At 70.2% G+C, this 23620-nt stretch carries 26 protein-coding genes; 5 read left to right on the top strand and 21 right to left on the bottom strand.

Translation table 11 applies throughout. From position 1 onward, the window contains the following. From flhB to flgC, 5 genes are read right to left on the bottom strand one after another with little or no spacing between them, the layout of a single operon-like run. Positions 1–1062, bottom strand: coding sequence for a flagellar biosynthesis protein FlhB (gene flhB / locus QP165_RS12445; RefSeq protein ID WP_333995888.1), 1062 nt, complete (start codon positions 1060–1062; stop codon positions 1–3). A gap of 3 nt (positions 1063–1065) precedes the next feature. Beyond that, on the bottom strand, positions 1066–1842 hold the full coding sequence (locus QP165_RS12450) for a flagellar biosynthetic protein FliR (protein WP_333995889.1): 777 nt from the start codon (positions 1840–1842) through the stop codon (positions 1066–1068). A 7-nt stretch (positions 1843–1849) separates the two neighbouring features. Continuing rightward, positions 1850–2113, bottom strand: a complete 264-nt coding sequence (gene fliQ / locus QP165_RS12455; RefSeq protein ID WP_333995890.1) for a flagellar biosynthesis protein FliQ — start codon at positions 2111–2113, stop codon at positions 1850–1852. Between the two features lies 1 nt (position 2114). Continuing rightward, positions 2115–2447 carry a flagellar hook-basal body complex protein FliE gene (locus tag QP165_RS12460; RefSeq protein WP_333995891.1) on the bottom strand — a complete coding sequence of 111 codons (333 nt, stop codon included), beginning with the start codon at positions 2445–2447 and terminating at the stop codon, positions 2115–2117. 9 nt (positions 2448–2456) lie between these two features. After that, positions 2457–2864, bottom strand: a complete 408-nt coding sequence (gene flgC / locus QP165_RS12465) for a flagellar basal body rod protein FlgC (protein WP_333995892.1) — start codon at positions 2862–2864, stop codon at positions 2457–2459. Between the two features lie 182 nt (positions 2865–3046). Between flgC and QP165_RS12470 the strand changes: the two genes are divergently transcribed. Genes QP165_RS12470 through fliP form a run of 3 tightly spaced genes read left to right on the top strand, consistent with a single transcriptional unit; the run spans position 3047 to position 4321 of the window. Next, positions 3047–3283 (top strand): FliM/FliN family flagellar motor switch protein, encoded by a 237-nt coding sequence (locus QP165_RS12470; protein WP_056019768.1) that lies wholly within the window; start codon positions 3047–3049, stop codon positions 3281–3283. After that, on the top strand, positions 3283–3603 hold the full coding sequence (locus tag QP165_RS12475) for a flagellar biosynthetic protein FliO (RefSeq protein WP_056019771.1): 321 nt from the start codon (positions 3283–3285) through the stop codon (positions 3601–3603). Before QP165_RS12470 ends, QP165_RS12475 begins: the two co-directional genes overlap by 1 nt. Further along, positions 3596–4321, top strand: coding sequence for a flagellar type III secretion system pore protein FliP (gene fliP / locus QP165_RS12480; RefSeq protein WP_333995893.1), 726 nt, complete (start codon positions 3596–3598; stop codon positions 4319–4321). Before QP165_RS12475 ends, fliP begins: the two co-directional genes overlap by 8 nt. 48 nt (positions 4322–4369) lie before the next feature. On the opposite strand, the gene QP165_RS12485 is transcribed toward fliP, so the two are convergent. The 8 genes from QP165_RS12485 to QP165_RS12520 form a co-directional block, all read right to left on the bottom strand. Next, positions 4370–5026, bottom strand: a complete 657-nt coding sequence (locus QP165_RS12485) for a flagellar hook assembly protein FlgD (RefSeq protein ID WP_333995894.1) — start codon at positions 5024–5026, stop codon at positions 4370–4372. Positions 5027–5037: 11 nt separating this feature from the next. After that, positions 5038–5694: a flagellar hook-length control protein FliK gene (locus QP165_RS12490; RefSeq protein ID WP_333995895.1), complete on the bottom strand. Its 657-nt coding sequence runs from the start codon at positions 5692–5694 to the stop codon at positions 5038–5040. 844 nt (positions 5695–6538) lie between these two features. Continuing rightward, complete coding sequence (gene flhA / locus QP165_RS12495; protein WP_333995896.1) at positions 6539–8617, bottom strand: flagellar biosynthesis protein FlhA; 2079 nt, start codon at positions 8615–8617, stop codon at positions 6539–6541. A gap of 24 nt (positions 8618–8641) precedes the next feature. Beyond that, positions 8642–9985 carry a sigma-54-dependent transcriptional regulator gene (locus tag QP165_RS12500; protein ID WP_333995897.1) on the bottom strand — a complete coding sequence of 448 codons (1344 nt, stop codon included), beginning with the start codon at positions 9983–9985 and terminating at the stop codon, positions 8642–8644. 11 nt (positions 9986–9996) lie between these two features. Further along, a complete protein-coding gene (gene fliN, locus QP165_RS12505; RefSeq protein ID WP_333995898.1) occupies positions 9997–10431 on the bottom strand; it encodes a flagellar motor switch protein FliN in 435 nt (144 codons plus the stop codon). An 11-nt stretch (positions 10432–10442) separates the two neighbouring features. Continuing rightward, positions 10443–11993, bottom strand: coding sequence for a flagellar basal-body MS-ring/collar protein FliF (gene fliF, locus QP165_RS12510; RefSeq protein WP_333997021.1), 1551 nt, complete (start codon positions 11991–11993; stop codon positions 10443–10445). Between the two features lie 166 nt (positions 11994–12159). Continuing rightward, entirely contained in the window at positions 12160–12807 is a 648-nt protein-coding gene (locus QP165_RS12515) for a flagellar assembly protein FliH (protein WP_333995899.1), read from the bottom strand. 7 nt (positions 12808–12814) lie between these two features. Then, on the bottom strand, positions 12815–13849 hold the full coding sequence (locus QP165_RS12520) for a flagellar motor switch protein FliG (protein ID WP_333995900.1): 1035 nt from the start codon (positions 13847–13849) through the stop codon (positions 12815–12817). A gap of 119 nt (positions 13850–13968) precedes the next feature. Between QP165_RS12520 and QP165_RS12525 the strand changes: the two genes are divergently transcribed. Together QP165_RS12525 and QP165_RS12530 are read left to right on the top strand one after the other, a co-directional pair. Beyond that, positions 13969–16794 (top strand): hypothetical protein, encoded by a 2826-nt coding sequence (locus QP165_RS12525; RefSeq protein WP_333995901.1) that lies wholly within the window; start codon positions 13969–13971, stop codon positions 16792–16794. A 2-nt stretch (positions 16795–16796) separates the two neighbouring features. Beyond that, a complete protein-coding gene (locus QP165_RS12530; RefSeq protein ID WP_333995902.1) occupies positions 16797–17231 on the top strand; it encodes a flagellar basal body protein in 435 nt (144 codons plus the stop codon). 16 nt (positions 17232–17247) lie between these two features. Here QP165_RS12530 and QP165_RS12535 read toward each other — a convergent pair whose 3' ends face one another. From QP165_RS12535 to QP165_RS12570, 8 genes are all read right to left on the bottom strand, one after another. Next, entirely contained in the window at positions 17248–17853 is a 606-nt protein-coding gene (locus QP165_RS12535) for a hypothetical protein (protein ID WP_333995903.1), read from the bottom strand. A gap of 29 nt (positions 17854–17882) precedes the next feature. Continuing rightward, on the bottom strand, positions 17883–18407 hold the full coding sequence (locus QP165_RS12540) for a helix-turn-helix domain-containing protein (protein WP_333995904.1): 525 nt from the start codon (positions 18405–18407) through the stop codon (positions 17883–17885). A gap of 117 nt (positions 18408–18524) precedes the next feature. Beyond that, complete coding sequence (locus tag QP165_RS12545) at positions 18525–19136, bottom strand: hypothetical protein (protein WP_333995905.1); 612 nt, start codon at positions 19134–19136, stop codon at positions 18525–18527. 105 nt (positions 19137–19241) lie between these two features. Further along, positions 19242–20162 (bottom strand): sigma-70 family RNA polymerase sigma factor, encoded by a 921-nt coding sequence (locus QP165_RS12550; protein WP_333995906.1) that lies wholly within the window; start codon positions 20160–20162, stop codon positions 19242–19244. Between the two features lie 103 nt (positions 20163–20265). Further along, positions 20266–21288: a peptidoglycan-binding protein gene (locus tag QP165_RS12555; RefSeq protein WP_333995907.1), complete on the bottom strand. Its 1023-nt coding sequence runs from the start codon at positions 21286–21288 to the stop codon at positions 20266–20268. Continuing rightward, positions 21285–21728: a hypothetical protein gene (locus tag QP165_RS12560; protein ID WP_333995908.1), complete on the bottom strand. Its 444-nt coding sequence runs from the start codon at positions 21726–21728 to the stop codon at positions 21285–21287. Before QP165_RS12560 ends, QP165_RS12555 begins: the two co-directional genes overlap by 4 nt. Continuing rightward, complete coding sequence (gene fliI / locus QP165_RS12565; protein WP_333995909.1) at positions 21725–23128, bottom strand: flagellar protein export ATPase FliI; 1404 nt, start codon at positions 23126–23128, stop codon at positions 21725–21727. The genes QP165_RS12560 and fliI overlap by 4 nt, the downstream gene beginning before the upstream one ends. A 52-nt stretch (positions 23129–23180) precedes the next feature. Continuing rightward, positions 23181–23585, bottom strand: coding sequence for a flagellar biosynthesis repressor FlbT (locus tag QP165_RS12570; RefSeq protein ID WP_056019814.1), 405 nt, complete (start codon positions 23583–23585; stop codon positions 23181–23183). Between the last annotated feature and the right edge of the window lie 35 nt (positions 23586–23620).

Consider the following 23620-nt stretch of genomic DNA (forward strand, 5'->3'; position numbering starts at 1 on the left):
CTAGGATCGCGCCTTGGCGATCCGCATGACATAGCCGATGATCTCCGCCACCGCGGCGTAATGTTCGGCGGGGATCGGGTGCTCGATCTCGACCGCGGCATAGAGCGCGCGCGCGAGCGGGCGGTTCTCGACGATCGGCACGCCGGCCTTGGTCGCGATCTCGCGGATGCGCAGCGCGACTGCATCGACGCCCTTGGCGACGACGACCGGTGCGCCCATCCGGCCGTGGTCATAGCTCAGCGCGATCGCATAATGCGTGGGGTTGGTGATGATCACGCTTGCGGTCGGCACCGCGCTCATCATCCGGCGCCGCGCGCGCTGCACCGCGATCTGGCGGATCTTCGCCTTGATCTTGGGATCGCCCTCGCTGTCCTTATACTCGTCCTTGAGCTCCTGCAGCGACATCTTGAGCTTGTTGAACCAGCTGCGGCGCTGATAGATCAGGTCGAACAGCGCCAGCGCGATGACGGGGATCGCGACGCTCTTGACGAGGATCACGACCAGCCCGCCGGCGACGGTGCCGAGCTCGGCCGGATCGATCCCGACCAGCGTGTCAAGCGCGGCGGCGTGCGGCCGCAGCACCGCGACGGCGATCGCCACGATCACCGTTAGCTTTGCGAGGGTCTTGGCGAACTCGATCAGCGCGCGCGTGCCGAATATCCGTTTGGCGCCCGATACCGGGGAGATCTTGGCGAATTTGGGGGCGACGCGCGACCAGGACAGGCTCGGGCGTCCCTGAGCCAGACCGCCGAGCAGCGCGAACGCGACCAGCACCGCGAACAGGGGGGCGAACACCACCGCGAGCTGCGCGAGCAGCCCGGTCGCCAGGCCTTGCGCGCCGTGCGGATCGATGCGGAAATCGTCCGCGCGGCCCCAGAGCCGGACGAGCATCGTCGCGAGCCGCGCAAAGCTGTGCACGCCGATCCCGCCGAGCACGAGCAGCAGCGCGGCGAAGATCGCCGCATGGCGCATCTCGGGCGCGCTTGGCGTATCGCCTTTCCTGCGCACGTCGGCGAGCCGTTTTTCGGTCGGGTCATGCGTCTTCTGGTCCTTGTCGGCCATCGCTCACCCCCAGCCCGTGTGAATCCACTGCGCCATCGCGCCGGCGAACCCCGTCAGCATCGCGCCGATGAGCGTCGTGAACACCGCGAGCCCGAACAGCAGGTTGATCGGTTGCGCGACGAAGAAGACCTGGATCGCGGGCGCGAGACGCGCGGCGAGCCCCAGCGCGACGTTGAAGACGATCCCGTAGACGATCATCGGCGCGGCGAGGGCCACCGCGAGCGTCAGCGACCGGCCCGCGGTCGCCACCGCCAGCGCGGCGAAATCGCCGACGCGTGGCATCCCGCCGATCGGGAAGGTCACATAGGATCGCACCAGCGCACCGATCCACAGATGATGCACGAGCAACGCCATGCACACGACGCTGGCGGCGACGCCGACCAGCTTCGACAGGACGCTGGCCTGCCCGCCCTGCGCGGCGTCGGCGACGATCGCCGAGGTCAGGCCGATCTGCAGGCTGACGATCGAACCCGCGGTGGCCATCGCCATGAACATGATCCGGACGAGCGCGCCGAGCCCCAGCCCGGTGGCGAGCTCGACGACGACGAGGCCGAGGATGCTGGCGGGACCGCTGCCGGGGAGGGCCTGCGTGGCGCGTGCCACGGGCAGCGCCGCGGGCGACAGGAGGCCCCAGAGCCCCAAAGTCATCCCGAACGCGATCATCAGCCGGATCCGTCCGGGGATCGCGTCTTCGGAAAACACCGGCAACAGCATCAGCACCGCCCCGATGCGCGCGAACAGCAGCAGGAACGCGGTCGCCTCGACGGGAAGCGCGTCCACCGTGCGATCAGCCCGCGACGATGCGATCGGCGACGACCGCGGTGAAATCCGCGAGCGCATGGCCGATCATCGGCAGCGTCACCAGCAGGGCGATTCCCGCCGCGACGAGCTTGGGGACGAACGTCAGCGTCTGTTCCTGGATCTGCGTCAGCGCCTGGAACAGGCTGACCGCGACGCCGACGATCATCGACACGAGCAGCAGCGGACCGCAAATCGTCAGCAGCAGCATCATGCCCGCACGGGCGATGTCGATCGCGGTCGCGGGGGTCATGTCAGATCTGCAGCCGCATGATGTCGGTATAGGCGCTGACCATCCGGTCGCGGACCGCGACGACGGTGTCGAGCGCGGTTTCGGCCGCCCCCATCGCGGTCACGACATCGATCAGGTCGCCCTTGCCCGCGACCTGCCTGGCGCTCGCCGTCTCGGCGGTACGCAGCGCACCCGCGGCGTCGCTGACGAGCTGTTCGACCATGCCGCCGAACCCGTCGCCGGGCTGCGTCTTGCCCGTGGCGCCCGTCTTGCCGAGCCCGCCTGGCGCCGTGTCCGCGCCGACACCCAGCGCGCGACCATAAGCGGTCATCGCGTCCAATGCTCCGATAGACATCGCGTTTCCTTATTTCAGCAGGTCGATGGTGCGCATCGTCAGCCCCTTGGCGGCCTCGATCGCGTTGAGATTGGCCTCGTACGAGCGTTGTGCCGCTTTCATGTCGGCGGCCTCGACGAGCGTGTTCACATTGGGGGTCAGTACATAGCCCGTCGCGTCGGCGGCCGGGTTGCCCGGCTGGTAGCTGCGCGTGAAGGCGGTCTTGTCGGTGTCGATCGTCTGAACCTTGACCCCCGTCGCGCCGGTGACGCGGTCGACCGCGGTGCGAAAGCTCGCGACCTTGCGGCGATAGGGATCGCCGCCCGCGGTCGACGCGACCGAATCCGCATTGGCGAGATTCTCCGCGATCACCCGCATCCGCATCGCCTGCGCCTTCAGCCCCGATGCGGACACCCGCAACGACGTATCGAGATCCATGCTCATCATTCCCTGGGGCAAGGCCGGCTCGGGCGCGGCGTCTGCGTTCGGTGTCATCATAGGCAGAACTTGCCGCCCCCGGTCGCCACCCGGCATTTTCTTCCGGGTCGGGCAAACAGGACCCCCGGTCGGCACCGCACCCGGCAATATTTTCCTATCATGGGGGCAGGAGGAGCCACCCCATGTCCGTGCTCGAAGATATCCAGATCGAGATCTCGATCGTGCTGGGATCCGCCAATGTGCCGATCCGCCAGATTTTGAACATGAGCCGCGGTGCGATGATCCCGCTCGATTGCGGGCATGACGAGCCGACACAGGTCTTCGTCAACGGCAAGGCGGTCGCCAAGGGCAAGATCTACGTCAACGAGGACATGATGTCGCTCGAGGTGACCGAAGTCCTGCGGAGCGGGCGCGCGTGATGGACATCGTCGCGATGCTGCGCACGCTGGGCGGGCTGGGGGTCGTTCTCGGGTTGCTCGCGGGCGCGTTGTGGGCGGTGCGTCGGTACGATGTCGCGCTGCCCGGCCGGATCGGGCGCGCCGCGTCCGACCGCCGCCTCGCGCTGGTCGAACGCATCCAGATCGACGCCAAGCGCTCGCTCGTTCTCGTGCGGCGCGACGGGTGCGAGCATCTGTTCGTGCTGCTGCCCGATCGCGTCGCGGTGCTCGAGACCGGAATCGTCCGCGAGGCCGCAACGCCGTTCGGGGCGATGCTCGAAACGGTGACGGCGGATGCGTAAGGTGCGGCTGGCCGCGCTCGGCCTTGTCCTCCTCTGCACGCCGAGCGCGGCACTGGCGCAGACCGCACTGCCGTCTCTCGGCGACGGACCGGTGTCCGCGCGCGCGATCCAGCTGGTGCTGATGCTCACCGTGCTCAGCCTCGCGCCGGGCATATTGATGACGGTGACGTCGTTCACGCGGATCGTCGTCGCGCTGTCGCTGTTGCGCAGCGGGCTCGGTGCGCAGGGCGTGCCGCCCAACCCCGTGATCATCAGCCTCGCGCTGTTCCTGTCGATGTTCGTGATGGCGCCGACGTTCGAGACCGCGTGGGAACAGGGCGTAAAGCCCTACACCGCGGGCAGGATCGCCGAACCGCAGGCGTTCGCGCGGACCGCCGAGCCGTTCCGCGTCTTCATGCTCGGGCAGGTCCGCGACGACGATCTCGCGCTGTTCCGCCGGCTGGGCAAGACCGCCCCGGGCCCGCGTGCGCAGACCGCGCTCTCGACGCTGGTCCCCGCATTCATGATCTCCGAACTGCGCCGCGCGTTCGAGATCGGCTTCCTGCTTCTGCTGCCGTTTCTCGTCATCGATCTGGCTGTCGCGGCGGTGTTGATGGCGATGGGGATGATGATGCTGCCGCCGCCGACGATATCGCTGCCGATGAAGATCATCTTCTTCGTGCTGGTCGATGGCTGGGCGCTGGTCTGCGGCTCGCTGGTGCGCAGTTTCGCGGGGTAGCGGCGCGCGAGCGCCCCGCCGTCCCGCCCGCCGTCACCCCGCCCGCTTTTACCCTGCGGCGTGGAGCTTGGTGAGCAGCCCGATCGGGATCTGCGCACCGTTGACGCCGAGCGTCAGATTGCCGTTCGCAGCCACGACCTCGCTGATCGTGCCGCTCGTCGTGACCGACACGGGGACGCTCGCGCCGCTCGCATCTACCCCCGCAATCGACAGCGAATAGGGGCCGTCGGGCGCGGTCGATCCGCCTGCCGACGCGCCGTTCCACGACAGCGTCCCGCTGGTCGCGGGGTCGAGCGCCATCGTCGCGACGGTCTTGCCCGATCCATCGGTGATCGTCGCGGTGAGCGACGAGACGGGGCGTGCGGCACTGTACGTCCAGTTCGCACCCGTCTCCGCGGTCAGCCCGGCGACGGTGGTATCGAACTGTCCGACCTGGCCGATGAACCCCGATGCCTGCGCCATGTTCTGCGTCGTCAGCTGCGCGAGGATCTCGTTGAGCTTGCTGGTCTGCTGGATCGTCTGCTCGACCTGCGAGAATTGCGCGAGCTGCGCTGTGTATTCGGTCGAATCCATCGGCTTGAGCGGATCCTGGTTCTGCATCTGCGTCGTCAGCAGTTTCAGGAACATGCTGTAATCGGCAGAGGCGCCGCCCAGCGTCGGCCGGGTGGCGGCTGCGCCGAGCGCGGATGTCGGTGAAAGGCTCATGATCGGGGTCCTCAGGCGGTGAGATCGACGCGGCCGCTGGTCCGCAGCGCGCGATAGATCGGGGTTTCGGCAAAGACGGGATATTCGCCGTCCGCGTGGCGCTGGCGCGACGACGGCGGCGGCGACGGCGCGTGGCGCGGATCACCGCCATGGTGACGCTGGCCCGGATCGTTGCCGCCGGACGTCCGCGTGTCGAACCGCAGGCTCTGGCCATCGGCGCGGACTCCCGCATCGGCCAGCGCGCGGCCGAGATCGCCCGCGTCGCGTCGCAGCATCTCGAGCGCCGCCGACGTGTCCGCGCTGACGACCGCGCGCAAAGTTCCCGCGTCGTCGAACGCCAGCCGCACCTCGATCCGCCCCATGTCCTTCGGATCGAGCCGGACGGTGATCGTCTCGGGCTGACCCGCCACCGCATGCCGCGCGATCGCGACGCCCATCTCGGTGCCGATCCGGCCGGGCTGTGCGGCGACACGCGTCGCGACCTCGCGCGTCGCGCCGGGGGGATTCCTGCAGATGCGCGCCGACGGCGGCGCCGAATCCGGGCGTATCCTGCCGCGCCAGGGTGTCGGATGACGGCGTGACGACGCCGGCGTCGCCCGCCGGTCGATCGACGATCGCCACCGGCGCGCGACCAGGGGCGTTTGGCGGACGCGTTTCGGCGGGAGCATCTTCGGTACGAGCTGCTCCGGTGCCACTCGCCGCGGTCTGCGGCGGTGGCGACGGCGTCGACGGCGGCAAGGGGAGGTCTTGCTGGGTCACACTATCCGTCGCGGGTCGCTCCGCTGCGACCGGGCGCCGGGGTGACGTGGCGCCGGCGCGACCCGGTCGGGACGGCGCATCCGCGCGCATCCCCTGCACGGGCTTGGGATCCCCCGCCGTTGCAGCGACGACGTCGGGCGTCGTCGGTGGGGTGGGCGGCTGCGCGGGGGCCGCGGCAGTCGGGGGCGATGCGGCGGGCGCGGTCTCGGCGTGACGGCTTTCCGTCTGCGGCGACACGCGTTTGGCGGCGAGCGGCACGCGCGGCGGCGGATCGCGCTCCGCCATCTTCGGCGGCGCCTCCGGGGACGCATCGCTTTCAGCCTTGGGCGCGTCGGCGCCATCGGGCGCGCCGCCCGGCGTACCGGGCTCGGGCGCCGCTATCGAGGGGGCAGCGTCCGCCACGCTGATCGTGGCGTCGTTCAGGCCAGGCGCGGTGGAGGCGGGCTCCCCGAGCGGCGGGGGAGGCGCCGCGGCCAAGTGGACGACGGCGAGCAGCGGGGTTGGGAGATCGGCATAGCCTGAACCAGAAGGGCGTAGCGGCTCAGGACTGAGCAAGCCATTCTGGTTGCTCGCAAGCCCGTCGCCCCGAACGAGCTCGAGCGCCCCGGCGAACGCCGCGGGCGAGGGCGCCGCCGCCACGCCGAGCGGCAGCGGCGCGCCCGGCAGTTGCGACAGGGGATATGAGGCGATCACCGGCATCGAGGTCCTTCCGACCCATTACGGGCCATCACCGCATTATAGGGCGAACGCGGGTCACCCGATCGTGCCGAGCGACCGAATTCGCGCGCGCGCATGGATTTCGGTCTGCGACAGCACGACGGTCGCGGGCCGGACGCGCTCGATGATCGAGCGGACGAACGGCCGGATCGCGGGCGTCGTGAGCAGGCACGGGATCTCGCCATCCCCCGCGAGCCGGTCGAGCGTTTCGCGGATCGCGGTCAGGAACGCCTGCAGGCTGGACGGCGCCATCACGAGCTGCCGGTCGTCGCCCTGCCCGACGATGCTCTCCGCGAACGCCGCATCCCACGCGCCCGACAGCGTCACGATCGGGATCGCCCCGTCGCGCGACTGCTGCGCCGAGATTTGCCGCGCGAGCCGGCTGCGGACATGCTCGGTCATCTGCGTCAGGTTCGACGTCAGCGGCGCCGCCTCCGCGATCCCCTCGAGGATCGTCGGCACGTCGCGGATCGAGATCCCCTCCGACAGCAGGTTCTGGAGGATACGCTGGACGCCCGATATCGAGATCCGGCTCGGGACGATGTCCGCGACGAGGCTCTTCGACTCGGCGTGCACCTCGTTCAGCAGCTTCTGCGTCTCGGTATAGCTGAGCAGGTCGGCAATATTGTCCTTCACCAGTTCGGTGAGATGCGTCGTGATGATCGTGCCGCAATCGACCACGGTCAGTCCGCGCAGGCCCGCCTCGTCGCGCAATTCGCGGTCGATCCACAGCGCGGGCAGATCGAACACCGGCTCGCGCGTCGCCTCGCCCGGCAGCGACAGCGCACCGCCGCCGGGGTTGATGACGAGCAGGCGGTCGAGCCGGATGTCGCCGCGCGCGGCCTCCGTCTCCTTGATATAGACCGCATATTCATTGGGTTTGAGCGCCATGTTGTCGATGATCCGCACCGCCGGCAGCACGAAGCCATAGTCCGCGGCCATCTGCCGACGCAGCGCGCGGACCTGGTCGTCGAGCCGTGGCTCGCGCTGCGCGTCGTTGATGATCGGCAGCAGCCCGTACCCGATCTCGATCCGGACCGCGTCGATCGCGAGCGTCCGCGAAATCGGCTCCTCGACCGTCGCGGCCTCGGCCTCCGCGATGGCCTCGGCCTGCTGGCGCAGCCGCTGCACCGCCTCGGCCTTGCGCGACAGCGACCATGCCGCCCAGCCGCTGAGCCCCGCGAAGATCGCGAACGGCACGAACGGCAGGCCCGGCAGCAGCGCGAGCGATCCCATCAGGAACGCGACCATCCCGAATGCCTTGGGGAAGCGGCCGAGCTGATCGCCGAGCGCCGCGCCGGTCTTGCCCGCGACGCCGCCCTTCGACACGAGCAGCCCGGCCGCGATCGACACGATCAGCGCGGGGATCTGGCTGACCAGACCATCGCCGACGGTCAGCAGCGTGTAGCTGTGGAACGCCTCGCCGAACGGAACGCCGTGCACGCCGACGCCGATCACGAGCCCGACCAGCACGTTGATCGCGGTGATGAGCAGCGCGGCGACCGCATCGCCCTTCACGAACTTCGACGCACCATCCATCGCGCCGTAGAAGCCGCTCTCGGCCTCGACCTCGCCGCGGCGCTCGCGCGCCTGGGTTTCGTCGATCGTGCCCGCGTTCAGATCGGCGTCGATCGCCATCTGCTTGCCGGGCATCGAATCGAGGCTGAACCGCGCCGCGACCTCGGCGATCCGGCCCGCGCCCTTGGTGATGACGACGAAATTGATGACGATGAGGATCGCGAAGATCGTCAGGCCGATGATGGTGTCGCCGCCGATCAGCAGGTCGCCGAACGCCGCGATGACGCCGCCCGCCGCGTCGGGACCCTCGTGGCCGTGCGCGAGGATCAGCCGCGTCGAGGCGAGGTTGAGCCCGAGCCGCAGCATCGTCGCGATCAGCAGGATCGTCGGAAACGCCGACAGCTGGAGCGGTTTCTCGATGAACAGCGCGGTCATGAGGATCATCACCGACAGCGTGATCGACAGCGCGAGCCCCATGTCGAGCATCCAGCCGGGCATCGGCAGGATCAGCATGCCGATGATCGCGATGACCCCGACCGCGAGCGCCATGTCGCGGTTCGCGCCGATCCGTTGCATCAGGGTGGCGATCGACGTCATGCGGCGGTCCTCGGGGGCGTTGGGTCACAGCGGCGGGGCGACGGCGATGCCCGCCTCGATGAAGCTCTTCAGCTTGTTGCGCATCGTCCGCACCGAGATGCCGAGGATCCCCGATGCCGAGGTGCGGTTGCCGTGGCACCGCTCGAGCGTGCGCAGGATCAGCGCGCGCTCGACCTCCTCGACGGTACGCCCGACGAGATTCGCGACCTCGACATTGGCGACCGTCGTCAGGCGTTCGCCGTTGGCAAGGACCAGATCGGCGGGCGCGATCGGCGCACCGTGCGACAGGACCAGCGCGCGCCGGACGACGTCGGCGAGCTCGTCGACATTGCCGGGCCAGCTGTACCGGTCGAGCATGGCGAGCGCGTCGGGATCGAGGCTGCCGGCGGGGTTGAACTGGCGCGCGAGATGTGCGGCGAGCAGCGCCGCGTCGCCGGGCCGTTCGCGCAGCGGCGGCATCTCCACCACCGCGTTTGCCAACTGCGCGTAGAGACCCCGGTCGAACGTCCCCGCGGCGACGCGGTCGGGCAGGTCGTGCGCGCCCGTCGCGACGGTCGCGACGTCGGTCGTCGCGCGCAACCGCGCGGCGAGCCGCGACTGCAACGGGAGCGCGAGCCGGTCGACATTGCGGAGCAGCAGCGTACCGCCGCGCGCCTGTTCGATGCGGCCGATCCGCCGCGTCTCGACACCGTCGATCGCGCCGGCCGCATAGCCGAACAGTTCCGCATCGAGCAGTTCGGCAGTCGCATCGGCAGAGCCGACGCTCAGCAGCGGCCGGTACGGCGAACACGCCGCGCACGACGCGCGTGCGACATGCGCCTTGCCGCTGCCATGCTCGCCGAGCACGAGCAGCGCGGTGGGCGTGCCGGCGACCGCGGCGATCGCGGCGGCGGCGCGCAGGAACCCGGGCGCCTTGCCGACGACGCTGCCATCGGGGGCGGCGGCGGCGATCGTCAGCGCGGCGGCGATCAGATCGCGTTGCGGGGGCATCGGCAGATAGTCGCACGCGCCCGCGCGGATCGCCGCGACCGCACGCTCGGCAGGCGCATCGATCCCGCACGCCAGCACCGGCACCGCGAACCGCTCGCGCCGCAACCGCGCGAGAAAGGTCGCGACATCGGTATCGACGTCGATCATCACCAGCGTGCAATAGCTCGTGCGCAGTGCGGCCAGACCGCGGTCGGGGGTGTCCGCCATCGCCACGTCGGCGCCTGCCTCGCGTGCCATCGCCGCGGCGATCCGCATCTCGGTGCCGGGCGCGCCGATCATCAGCAGGCCGACGCCGTTGGCGACCGCGCCGGGCTGTGGTGGGAGGCCGGGAACGGGCGATGGCCGGGCCGCGTCCGCGCGCTCGTGATACATCGTCATCGTCACCGCGATCAACGATCCTGCCGGACGATTTCGGTCAGCGTGATGCCGAGCATGTCGTCGATCAGCACGACTTCGCCACGCGCGATCAGGCGATCGTTGACGAAGATGTCGACGGGTTCGCCGACCTTGCGGTCGAGCTCGATCACCATCCCGACCTTGAGCCCAAGCAGCTCGCCGATCGGGATCCGCGACCGGCCGAGCACCGCCTGGACCTTGACCGGGACGTCATAGACCGCGTGCAGATCGGGCTCGTCGCTGCTCCCCGACCCAGGCTGCGTCCCCGGAAGCGGCCCCGCTGCGGCGGGATTCACCACCGAACGGCCCGGCGCGATATCCTCGAGCTCGTCGAGAAACGCGACGGGATCGGCCTCCCGGTCGGGCATCGCCGCGGCGCCGGTATCGGGCCCCTGCAAATCCATGTCGAAGTCGGTCGTGGCGGTCATGCGCGGCTCCATCATGCGTTCATCCACTGGCGGATCACCGAGGCGGATTCGGGGGTCGAGGTGGCGACGGTCTCGCCGACGCGTTGCAGGATCGACAGCTTCACGCGGCCATCGACCTGATCGAGCGCGACCTCCTGGTCGATCGCGGGCTGTTGGTCGGTCGCGGCGCCGCCGGCTGCGACCGGTTCGCCATCGGGGCCGGTCAGCGCGGCAGGCTGCGTACCCTGCGATCGCAGCAGGATATCCGCCTTGGCATCGGCGGGATCACTGGTGCCGGGCCTGGCCTTGAGCATCCGCAGCGCGATCAGTCCGACGCCGGCGATCAGCAGCAGCTTGGCGAAGTCGGCGACGCGGTCGAGCGGCAGCATGTCGAGCCAGCCTCCCTCCTTGTCGGCAAGCGCGTCTTCGCCCGCGAACGCCATGCTCTCGATCACCACGCTGTCGCCGCGCGCGGTATCCGCGCCGACCGCATTCTCGACCAGCCGCGTCAGCCGCTGGATCTGCGGCGCGGGCAGGCCCTTCGCGCCGCCGTCGATCATCACCGCGACGCTCAGTCGCTTGATCCGTCCGGGCGCGCGCAGCACGACGCTGTGCGTCTTGCTGTTGTCGTAGGTCGTGTCCTCCGACGTCTCGTCATGCGCCTCCTGGCGACCGCCGCCCGTTCCCGCCGCCGGCGGCGCGCCTTGCGCCTCGGGGAGCTGCTGGCCGACGCTGGACAGCTGCGCGGCGGGGTTCGTCTCGGCGTTCTGGTCCTTGCCGTTGACCGTCACCTGATGCGCGATGACCTGTTTGTCGGGATCGAAAACGTCCGATTCCTCGCGCGTCTGGTCGCGCTCGATGTCGGCAGACACTTCGGCGCGCACCTTGCCGTCGCCGACGATCGGCTTGAGCAACGCCTCGATCTCGTCGCGCAGCTTGGCCTCGACCTGTGCCTGGCGTTCGTCCGCCGCGCCCGATCCCATCACCCCCGCCTCGCCGGCCCGCGCGAGCAGCGCGCCGGTCTGATCGACCACCGATATCGCCTCCGGGGTTAGTTCGGGAACCGACGAAGCAACCAGATAGCGGATCGACTGGACCGCCTCGGCGGACAGGCGGCCGCGCGTCTTGACCGTGACCGCGGCGCTCGCCTTGTTTGTCTCGGTCGCGAACATCGCGCGCTCGGGCATGACGATGTGGACGCGCGCGCGCGTGACGTTCTGGAGCGTTTCGATCGAGCGCGCGAGTTCGCCTTCGATCGCGCGCGTCTCGTTCATCCTGGCGCGGCTCGCGGACACGCCGAACGGCTCCTCCGCGTCGAGCACGTCATAGCCGATCTTCCCGCCGAGCTTTTCGCCCGCCATGCTCATCCGGAGCTCGGCGAGCCGGTCTTCGGGCGCCAGCACCGCGGAGCCATCTGCGGACAGTTCGAACGGTACGGCCTGCGCCTTCAGCTTGTCGGCCATCGCCTGCGCCGCGGCGGGGTCGAGATCGGTGTAGAGGAACGCCATCCGGCTTTCGCCGCCACGCAGCGCGACGAACGCGAGCGCGGCGAGCATGGCGAGGGCGACGCCGCCCATCATCATCAATCGCTGGCGCCCCAATTGTGCCAGTCCGGCGCGTAGCTGATCCAACAGATCCCCCAATCGAACGCCTGTGGTCCGTGCTGTCATTATAGGCGGCGGGCGGGGCGGCCGTTTTTGCCGGGCGGAAAACTTTGCCTACTGATTAGGGGGCGACCAGTGGGGGCGATCAGCCGGGCAGCGCGAGCGCGAGCGCGGCGCGGACCGCCTCGCTGCGTTGCGCGGCGTCGAGCAGGACGCCGCCGCGGTCCCAGTGGATGTGACTGTCGCCGACCGGCAGCGTCGCGTCGCCCGTCACGCCGATCGCAAGCCGGCGGCGGTCGCCCGCCTGGCGGACCGCGACGAGCCGTTCGACCTCGTCGACCAGGTCGGGATGCACGCGGACCTCGATCTCCTGCCCGCGCGCGACCTGCCGCAACACGCGGCCGATCGCGTCGTCGATCGCAAGCGTCGCCGGGGTTCGCGCGGCCAGCAGCTCGGCCGCGACTTCGACCAGCACGACCGCCTCGCGCGTGGTCGCCTCCGCGATCGCCTCGAGCCGTGAATCGACATCCTCGATCGTCGCATGCAGCGCATCGATCGCGGCGAGCATCGCGGCTTGCCGATCGGCACGGGCGGCGGCGAGCCCGGCCGCGAACCCCGCGTCGCGCGCCGCGTCGAGCGCCGCGTCGCGCGCGACATCGGCGAGCGCGGCTTCGGCCTCGAGCACGGCGATGTGCGCCCGCAGCGCGGCCGGATCATCGGAATCGCGCGCGGTCTCGACGGCGGGGAAGATCCGGTCGAACGCGAACGGGCGGATGTGGAAGGCGGCGTCCATCGGTCCCTCAGACGATCATCGTGTCGTCGCTCTTGGGATCGACGAGCATGATCTCGCCGCGATCCGCCAGCGACTTGGCAAGCCGCACCAAAGCCGCCTGCGCCGCATCGCAATCGCGCGCGCGCACCGGGCCCATCGCCGCCATGTCCTCGCGCATCAGCTTGGCGGAGCGTTCGGTCATCGTCCCCAGGAACAGCGTGCGGATCGCTTCCGGCGCGCCCTTCAGCGCCAGCGCCATCTCGCGCTTGTCCGCCTGGCGGACGATCGTCCCGATCGCGGCGGGCAACAGGCTGCCGAGATCCTCGAACGTGAACATCAGCGCGCGGATCCGCTCGGCGGAATCGGGCGCCGTCTCGTCGAGCGCGGACAGCATCGCCTCCTCGGTCGAGCGATCCATCGCGTTGAAGACCTCGGCCATCGCCTCGTGCGGGTCGCGGCGCTGGGCACGCGACAGGTTGTTCATGAACTCGTTGCGCAGCGTCTGCTCGACCTGGAGCAGCACCTCCTTCTGCACCGTCTCCATCCGCAGCATCCGCTGGACGACGTCGATCGCGACGTCCTTGGGCAGTTCGCCGAGCACGCGCGCGGCATGGTCCGATTTCAGCTTGGAGAGGATAACCGCGACGGTCTGCGGATATTCGTTGCGCAGATAGGCGGCGAGCACGGCTTCGCTGACGTTCGACAGCTTGTCCCACATCGTCCGCCCCGCGGGCCCGCGAATATCCTCCATGATCTCGCGTACGCGGTCGTTGGACAGGATCCCCGTCAGCAGCCGCTCGGTCGTCTCGAACGACCCGTGCAACCGGTTCATGCTGCCGACCTCGCCCGAAAACGCGACCAGCAGGTGTTCGGCGACGGAAGCGGGCACGCGGCCGAGCTGCGCCATCGCCGAGGAGAGGTCCTTGATCTCCTCGACCGACAGATGCTCCCACATCGGCGCGCCGTGTTCCTTGCCCAGCACCAGCATCAGCGCGGCGGCGCGCTCGGGACCGGTATAGCGCTTCATCTCGATCGGCTCGGACGGCGGGACCATCATGTTCATCGAAAAAACTGCTCCTGCATCGGCGTTTACGCGCAGTTCCGACCGGATCCGGCACCGCGGCGATCATCCCCGTCCTATTATAGGAGGGGAGACGGCGTGACCGGGATGGAACGACAATAATGGCGGATCTGGCGAACGGGCTGATCGGTCTCGGCATGCTGACCGGGACCAACGCGGTGGCGGATTTTGCGGCGAGCGTCGCGACCGTCGAGACGCGTGCGCAACGCAAGGCCCGCGCGCAGTTCGTGACGCCGGCGACGACGCCGCCGTGGAAGGCCGCCGCGAAGACCCCGCCGGTGCAGAGCCAGGTCGCCGCGATCAAGGCGATGACGACGATCATCGATCGCAACGGCACGGGGACGAGCGGTCCGCTGCCCGATGACGTCCAGACCAGTTTCACCACGTACAAGGCGCTCGACCGATTGCGGCTGCTTGCCGAGACCGCGGCGAAGACGACCACGGGGAGCACCGAACGGACCGCGCTCCAGACCGCGTTCGCCAAGGGACTTGGCGACCTGCAGGCGTATCTCGGTTCGGCGCCCTCCAGGCTGGTCGACCTCTCGTTCGGCGCGACCGCACGGCAGGCGCAGTCGATCGCGGTCGCACCGCCATCGTCGCTCACCGCGACGACGATCACGGGCAAGGGCGTGGTCGACACGCGGACGTCGGTCATTCCCGGCGTCACGGGCGCGGAGACGTTGCGCATCGACCTGTCGACCGCAACCGCTGCCGACAGCCTGCTCGTTTATCTCGGTGGCGAGACGACGCTCGACGGGATCGCCGACCGGATCAACACCGCGATCGCCGCGGTCCCGCGCCGGGATGCGGCGGGCGCGGTGATCGTCGCCGCCGACGGTGCCCCCGTGCCGCGCTGGGAGGTCAGGATCGTGCCCGCCAAGACGGGGGATCGCTGGGGCCTGTCGATCGAGCGCGGCGGGTTCGAGACGGTGGCGATCGACCAGCCCGGCGCCGGCGACGCGCTGATGATCGCGCGGGGTATTGGCGATGCAGGTGTGTCCGGTGCGGGCGTGTCTAGTGCAGGCGCGGGCCCCGGAGCCAGCGGCGCTGCGGGGGCAGGTGGCAGCCTCGCCTTCGGACGGATCGACGACCCGTCGGGGGCCATGACGCGGCGGAGTTTCGCAACGCTCGGCGCAGTCGATCGTCCCGCGACCGAGCGGCTGAAGATCGCCGCCGATACCGACAAGACCGGCAAGACCAAGGCGACCAGCCTGTCCGCCGCGATCGATGCCGCCGCGATGGTCACCGACGCACAGGGCTTCGGCTATGTCGTCGGCACGGTGGCGGGCGATATCGGCGCCAATCGGATCCGCGGCGCCACCGATCTGGCGCTGACCAAGCTCGACAGCGAGGGCGCGATCCTGTGGACACGCACGCTGGGCGCGGCCGGCGATGCGCGCGGCGCGGCGGTGGCGCTGGCGCCGGACGGCAGCATCGTCGTCGCCGGCACCGTGACCGGCGGGTTCGACGGCGCGACGAGCGACGGCGACCTGCTCGTCGCGCGGTTCGATGCGCAGGGTGACGAGCAGTTTTCCAGCCTGATCCGCGCGCCGGGCCTGCAACGGGCATCGGCGGTCGCGGTCGCGGCGGACGGCGCGATCTTCGTCGGCGGGCGGACCGATGCCGCGGGCTCGGCCGCGACGATCGTGCATCTCGATTCCAGCGGTCGAACCCTCGGTCAGCGACAGTTCGACGGCGTGGACAGCAACAGTGCGGGCAGTGGGGACCGCGGCAGCGACGGCGTGCGAAGTCTCGCCGTCGCTGCCGACGGCACGCTGCTCGCGCTGACCAGCGAAGCCGGGCATGCGGTCGTCCGCAGGCTCGGCGCGGAGGGCGTCACGACCGATCTCGGCCGGCTCGATCTGGGCCGTGGCGATGCGCGTGCGCTCGCGGTCGCCGATGACGGCGCCATCGCGGTGGTCGGCGCGACCGATACCGCGCTTGGCGGCACGCAGGTCAACGCGCGGGGCACGGGCCGCGACGGCTTCGTCGCGCGCGTCGATGCCGCGCTTTCCGGCGCCGGCGTGACCTATCTCGCGACCGGTGGCGAGGATCAGGCGGACAGCGTGGCGTGGCTGGGCGGGGACATCCATGTCGGCGGCCGGACCGCGGGCGCGATGGGTGGCGCGAGGACCGGGACGGTCGACGCGTTCGTCGCGCGCGTGGACGGCGCGACCGGGGCGATCGACACCGTCGCGCAATTCGGGACCGCGGGGATAACCGCAAAGGCGGTGCAGGTCGCGGTCGCGAAGGGCGGCGACAGCATCCTCGGCGCGCTGGGGCTGCACCGCGGCACGGTCACGCCGACCGATTCGGCGGCGCTCGAGGCGCAGACCAGCCTGCGCGCGGGCGACATGTTCGCGATCCGCGTCAACGGCGGCGCGCCGGCCAGGATCGTGATCGCCGAGGGTGACACGATCACGACGCTCGCCGACCGCGTCCGCCATCTTGTCGGCAGCCGCGTCGGGAGCGTCACGACGCCGTCGAGCAGCGCTGGCCGATCGCTGCGGATCGACATGAAGCCGGGCAACATGATCGAACTCGTCGCCGGGCCCGGCGGCCGGGATGCGTTGCCCGGACTGGGGCTCGAGGCGCGCCGGATCGCAGCGCCGTCCGCGACCGATCCCGGCGCCCCGCGCGTCACGCCCGGCGGCCGGTTCGGGCTCGACCTCAGCCGCACGCTGCGGATCGCGGACAAGCGCGACGCGGCGGCGGCGCTGGCGCGCATCACGCAGGCGATCTCGTTCACGCAGTCCGCCTATCGATCGCTTTATTGGGACGATACCAAGGCGTTGCTCGCCGATACGCCCGCCCGGTCGGGGCAGAAGGGCGGATCGACCGCGATCGCGCGCGCGCAGACCGCCAATTACCAGGCCGCGCTGACCCGGCTGTCGGGCACGTCCGCCACCAGCAGTTTTGGATTCTGAGCATGCCGACCACCCCGGGCCCGTCGCTCCTCGCAGGGATCACGCGCGAGATGAAGCATCTCGCCGACCGGCAGCGCGTCATCGCGCAGAATATCGCGAACAGCGAAACCGCGGGGTACAAGGCGCGCGAGGTGACCACGCCCGATTTCGCCGACCTGCTCGCGCAGCACGGCAGCGCCGGCGGCCGGGCGCGGATCGCGCGGCCACAGGTCGCGATCACCAGCGGCATGGCAGCGCTCGGCACACGTCCGATGCGGCATGGCGGCAATGTGGTGATCGACACCGACATCAGCGAGACCAAACCCGACGGCAATAGCGTGACGCTCGAGGATCAGCTGCTCAAGATGGGCAAGGTCCAGGCGGATTTCGCGACGATGACCAATTTGTACCGCAAGCAGCAGGCGTTGCTGAAGACGGCGCTGTCACGCGGCGGCTGAGCCTTCGTCTGCGCGGTCAGGCGAAATAGGCTGCGACGACCGCGGCGACATCGCCCGGCGGCAGGGGGTCGAGTGCCACCTCATGCGCGGGATTGAGGCTGTATCCCTGCAGCAGGCCGCTGCGATCGACCGCGACCGAGAGCAGGCGGTACGATTCGATCCCTGCCTCGTCGGTCTCGCTGAGAAGCGCCAGCCCGCCGGGTTGCGGATGGCGATCGGGGTCGACGATGACCGTCGCCTGTCCGGGCAGCCCCCCGCCGAGCGTCGCCGCGCCGGTGCGGACCGCGAAGGCGCGCGGCCCGGCAAGCGCGGGCGCCTCGACCGATCCGCACCGCGTCTTCGCGATCCTGCCCTTGCCGAGGGGCGCGCCATAGGCGGGAATCTGCCGCGGTGCTGCCGGTGCGTCCGGGCGATCGGGCAGCGCCGCGAGCGCAACGGGGTGCACGTCCGCGAGTTCGGCCTCGAGCGCGGCGATCCGCTGCCGCGTACGCGCACGCCGCTGCGGCGCGCCGGGGATCGCCGCGAGAAACGGATCGAGCGCACCCTGCTCGTGCAGCGCGACGACATGCGCACGCAGCGCGGCTGCATCCGGCGTGTCGAACAGCGCGCACAGCGCGGTCACGGTCTGGGGATTCCAGCGCGAAAGACCCTTCAGCGCATTCTCGAGCCGCGACAGGATGACGGGGGGATGCCGTAGCGCGCATCGAGCGTCGCCGCGGTCAGCGTCGGATCGGCGCTGCGCCGCGCACGGATCGCGGCGGCCAGCAACAGCGCGAACCGTGCCTCATGCTCGTCGTCGGAGGCGGCCCCCTCGGCGAACGGCGCAAACCACGCGTCCATGTCGAACGTCGGCGCATCGATATCAATCAGCAGCCCGCGCGGGGCGATGCCGAGCGCGCCGGCGATCCGGGCGAGCTCGTCCGCACGCGGATAGACCTCGCCGCGCTCGATCTTCGAAAGCCGGATATACGATATCTGGGGGATCAGCGCTGCGAACTGGAGCAGCGCCAGCCTGGCGTGGCGGTGCCGCATCTCGCGCAGGCGGTTAGGAAAAACGATCTGGCGATAGCGATCGACCGCGATGTCTACGCGCCGATCGGGGGCCGGCATCGACGACGCTTGCGGTCGCGCCGCGCTGTGTTTGACCTCGACTTCGCCCACCCCGACCCTTTCCATATGATAGGGCTGATCCTTTAGACGTCCCGGCGGCGCAATCAATCCGGCCGTTCGGGATACGCGCGGCGGCGCTCAGTGGTCGGGCGCGCACTGTTCGGGCGCCCAATGGTCGGGCGCCTAATGGTGGCTTGCGCCCCGCGCGTCCGCCGAGAGCAGCGCCCAGGGGCCGGTGGGTGCGAGCGGGAGGATCTGTGCCGCCCGCGCGGTCCGGTGCGATCGTCGCGCGTTCGACCCGTCCCCGTGCAGCGACTCGCCGCGTGACGAGTCGCAGGGCGTCGAGCCGCCGGCCAGATCGAGGAGCCAGCTGCCGTCGTCGTCATGATGCGCCGGCGCGGTACCGCTCAGGCCGACGCCGACCCCGTCGGTGACGACGCAGAGATCGAGGCCCCGGTATTTCCCCTCGAGCTGGAACGGCCGGGTCGCGGTGAGCTGGTCGAACAGCGTGTCCGCGGCGATGCAGAGCGCGGTCATCGCGGGCGCGTAGGTCGGCGTATCCCAGAGCGACTGAGTCCGATCGGTCCGCAACCGTAGCATGTGATCCCAGAGCAGGACCGGCGCGCGCTCGCCCCAGCCATCGCTCGGCAAGGCGATCACGAGCAGCGCGCTGTCGCTGAGCTGGAGCAGCCCGCCCGCGATCGTTGCCAGGTCGCGCGCCGCGGCGAGACGGTCGGTGCCGAACCGCGTCGATATCTCGCGATCCGGCAGGGGAGGCTTTCGAACCGGTGACACCAGGGTACCTTTTTGGAGGGCTACCCTATTCTAGAAGGTTCCGCGTCGCGGCGTGCGGCGTGGCGTCATTTAAACCGCCGCCGCCGGTCGCGGCTTGCCGCGTCGTCAGGCGGCAGCGCCGGTGTGGGCCGCAACCGTGCGGGTCGCGCCCCGCGCACGCTGCCACCGCGAGGTCAGCGCGTCCGATGCGCCAAAGCCGGGCATCGTCAGCGCCAGCTCGGCGATCGTGCCCGCCGCGCGCTTGGCGAGCTGGCGCGCGCGTTCGCGACCCACCGCGTCGTCGTCGCCCGGCTGATAGCCGTCATGGTCATGGCCATCGGTTCCGCCAAGCCGCCGCTCGATCGCGTCGCGGTGTTCGACGATCTTCTGTTCGAGTGCGGCGAGTTCGGCGGGGTCGACCGGGTACAGTGTGGCGCGCAACCGCGGCTGGCCCGGCAGAGCCGCACGCTTTGGCTCGGCGGCGCGCGCGCGGCGCTGCAGCTGCTCGAGACCAACGGTGCGCAAATGGTCGAGATAGCGGTCGATCAGCACCGTGCGCGTCTTGCCGGCGAGATAGGCGGACGCCGCCGACTCGGTGCGCTCGAGCGCGCCGTCGTCGATCAGCATCGCCTCAAGCCCTGCCTCGTCGCCGTCCTCGTTGCGGGCGAGCCCGCTCAGCGACACGGTGACGGCCGCGACCTTGCGCGCCGACGGACGCTGATCGGTCATCAGGCGAAAGCGCAGCCCCTGAAGCTCGCCGCGCAGCTGCCAGTTCACGAAGGTGGTGAACTGTGCCTTGGCGGGATCATAGGCCTGGATCGCGCGGTGCACACCGATCGCGCAGCATTGTTCGGCATCGTCCCAGTGCGCGGTCAGGCCGTATTGGCGAATGAAATGGCGAATTCGCGGCGCGATCAGCTTGAGGATCTGCGCAAAGGCACGGTCGGCGTAAACACGCTGCCGGTTGGTCTGGACGGCATCGGCGGCTGGTGTGTTGGCAAGAACGGTAGCGACGGCGTCTTCCAGAGCGGCGGTAATCTTCGACATGAACGTCCCCCAAAGAAAACCGGCGGCGTTGCTGCCCCTCCGGCCTCGTCTTTCTGGGCTCCGCGCTTTAATATCCTGTAACGTATCCTATACGCACTATTACCTATCCGATAGACGGACGGGACACGGTCGAGAAATCTTCGGGACGCACACGGCGGTCGAGATAGACCAGCATCCAGTCGCGATGCGCCTCGGTGGCGTTGCCCGCCTGCGCAATCTTGCGGCTGCTCGCGGCGCTGCCGATCTGCGCGTCGAGCAACGTCTTGGCATGCGCGCCGGCGAGGCCGCCGTCGCGCACGAAGCGGATCGCGTCGCCGAGCCCGAGATGATGGCCGAGATAGGCGAGCCGCGCGACGCCGCGGGTATCGTCCGCGGTCACCCCCGCGCGCTTCAGTCCGTCGAGATTGCGTCGTGCATAGTCGGCGACCCCGTTGATCGCGGCGGTCGGATCGTAGCGCAGCGCGAGCAGCGCGCCGCGCGCATGCGCCTGGACGCGACCGCCCGCGAGCCAGCCCTGCGCCTCGGCCTGTCGGTTGAGCCAGGTCCCGGGCGTTTCGGCGAGCCCCTGCCACGTCCGGGTGAGGAACTGGCCAAGCCCTGCCGCGCTCGACCGCGGATTGCGCGAATAGGTTTGCCAGCTGCCATCCGACGCCTTGGCAGCTTCGGCGTCGACGATCGCGGCGAGCGCGGCGGCGGGCAGCCCAGTGCGCGCTGCCGCGGCATCGACGCAGTCGCGATAGCGCGCATTCGCCCCGAAGCTGCACGGTGCGGCATCGACGATGGCGTCGCGCGTGTCGCCCTGCGCGGCGGTCATGCGCAACGACACCGCGCCGATGGGCGACGCGTGCGACGGCGCGCCAGGCAATTGGGCGGGCGGCGGGGCAGGGGAAGGCGCGGCGATCCCGTTCCGGGTGGCCTCGAGCGACAACAGGTTCATCAACGCGGTGAGCTGGCTGTCACGGTCGCGAAAGTCCGCGACACTCCCGCCACGCGCCGACGTGTCGGACGATTCGGGCCCGAGCGCGGCCTTCCAAAGGCGATCCGACAGCTCGGCCTGCGCTGCGCCGTAGATCAGCGCGGCGCGCCGCTCCGGTGACAGCGCGGCCAGTGCGGCGGCGGGCGTCATGGCGCGGCGGTGGCGGCCAGACCGGCGCTGGCGCGTCGTCGCGCGGCATGCCGGGCGCCGATACGGTCGTCGAGCGCGCTCTGCTCGGCGGCATCGCGCGCGCGGTCCGCCGCCTCGCGAAACTCCGCGGCCGCGCCTTCGAGCGCGACCTGCGCGCCGTAATCCGCGACGGCCTTGCGACGCAGCGCCTCGAGCTGGACATGTGCGGCCGCCCGCGCGCCGACGAGCTGCTGATGCTGGTCGCGCGCGTGGACGAAGAAATGCTCGGTGGTCAGCCGGTGATCGCGCGATGCGAGCTCCGCCTCGCGCGTCAGCGACGTCTCAATCGCGATCCGCGCGTGCTCGATCCGCTCGAGCTCGGCGACGATCAGGCCGATCGCGGTGCGCACCGCGTCGAGCTTGCGTTCGGCGATCCGCAATGCGGCGTCATAGGGGGTCATGCTGGGCGCTCCGATAACGTGTGAGCCGATAGCGTGCTGGCAGGATCAGGGGCGGCGTTTCCGTTCGCGCCTGCGTCTGCGGGTGCCGCGAGCAGCGCTTCGAGCGCGGCAAAGGATTCGCGCGCGCCGCCACGCGCCTGCTTGCCCTGCGTCAGCAGCGTCTCGATCGCGGGCGCGATGCGGATCGCGGTGTCGACATCCGCGCTGCTGCCCGCGGCATAGGCGCCGAGGCGGACCATCTCCTCCATGTCGCCATAGGTCGACAGGATCCGGCGTGCGGCGATCCGCAGCGCCTCGTCGGCGGGCGCGTGGCAGTGCGGCAGCGTGCGCGAGACCGATTTGAGGATGTCGATCGCCGGATAGCGGCCCCGCTCGGCGATCCGGCGCGTGATGACGACATGGCCGTCGAGGATGCCGCGGACCGCGTCGGCGACGGGCTCGTTGTGGTCGTCGCCATCGACCAGCACGGTGAACACCCCCGTGATCGATCCCTGGCCACGGTCGCCGGGCCCCGCACGCTCGAGCAGCCGGGGAAGCTCGGCAAACACCGATGGCGTATAGCCCTTGGTCGCAGGCGGCTCGCCGCTCGCCAGCCCGATCTCGCGCTGCGCCATCGCAAAGCGCGTCACCGAATCCATCAGGCAGAGCACTTTGAGCCCCTGGTCGCGGAAATGTTCGGCGATCGCCAGCGTCGTCCACGCCGCCTGGCGGCGCATCAGCGCGGGCTCGTCCGACGTCGCGACGACGACGACGCTGCGCGCGAGCCCTGCCGCGCCGAGGTCGTCCTCGACGAATTCCTGCACCTCGCGGCCGCGCTCGCCGATCAGCCCGATCACCGCCACGTCGCAATCGGTCCAGCGCGCGAGCATCGACAGCAGCACCGACTTGCCCACGCCCGACCCGGCGAACAGCCCGAGCCGCTGACCGTCGCAAAGCGGCACGAACAGGTCGAGCGCGCGCACGCCCGTCTCGAGCTTGTCCCCGACGCGCGCGCGGCTCGCCGCGGCGGGCGGTGCGGCGCGGACCGCGCGCGGCGTCATGCCTTGCGGCAGCGCGCCGAGCCCGTCGACGGGACGGCCGAGCCCATCGACCATCCGTCCCAGCCAGCTGCGATCGGGGTACAGCGCGACCTGTCCCGCGGCGAGGAACGCGCGGGTCCCGGTCGCGAGCCCCTGCGGATCGCTGAACGGGAGGCAATGCGCGATGCCGGAATCGAGCGCGGTCACCTCGGCGTCGAGCATGCCCGTCGGCAGCGCCATGCTCAGCCGCGCGCCGATGCTTGCCGCACCCCCCAGTCCCGCGACCTCGATCAGCGTCCCGCGGACCGAGGTGACGACGCCGTAATGCCGTTCGAGCGGCACGTCGCGCAGCGCGGCGCGCGCGATCGCGAGCGGATGCACCGACGGATGCCCCCGTGGATGCCCCCGTGGATGCCCCTGTGGGTGCAGCGCGTCATGCCGCGACATTCTGCAACCGTCCCAGCGCCTCCGCCTCGTACGCGATCAGCGAACGGCAGGCGGCCAGCGCGCGGTAATATTCGCCGGTCGCGATCAGATGCGCGAATTGCGTGCAGGCGAGCTTGGCGGGTTCGGTCTCGAACGCGTCGAGCAGCTCGGACAGGCGCGCGACGACGTCGTCGTGATGCGCGACCCGGTGGCGGTCGTCGATATACGCCATCATGCACGCCAGATAGAGCCGTCGCGCGGGGCTGTTCGCCTCGCCGGGGGTCATGATCTCGCGGCCGCGCAGGATCGCTGCGGGGTTCTCGATGATCAGGTCGCACCGGCGGCCCGCACGCAGCACCGCCCCGTTCACCACCATCTGTTCGCCGTCACGCAACGTGATCCGCAACGTCATCGCATTCGCTCCCGTGTTCGATAGGATGCGTTATA

This window comes from Sphingomonas sp. 22R3R2A-7, from assembly GCF_036856055.1.
Taxonomy (GTDB): domain Bacteria; phylum Pseudomonadota; class Alphaproteobacteria; order Sphingomonadales; family Sphingomonadaceae; genus Sphingomonas.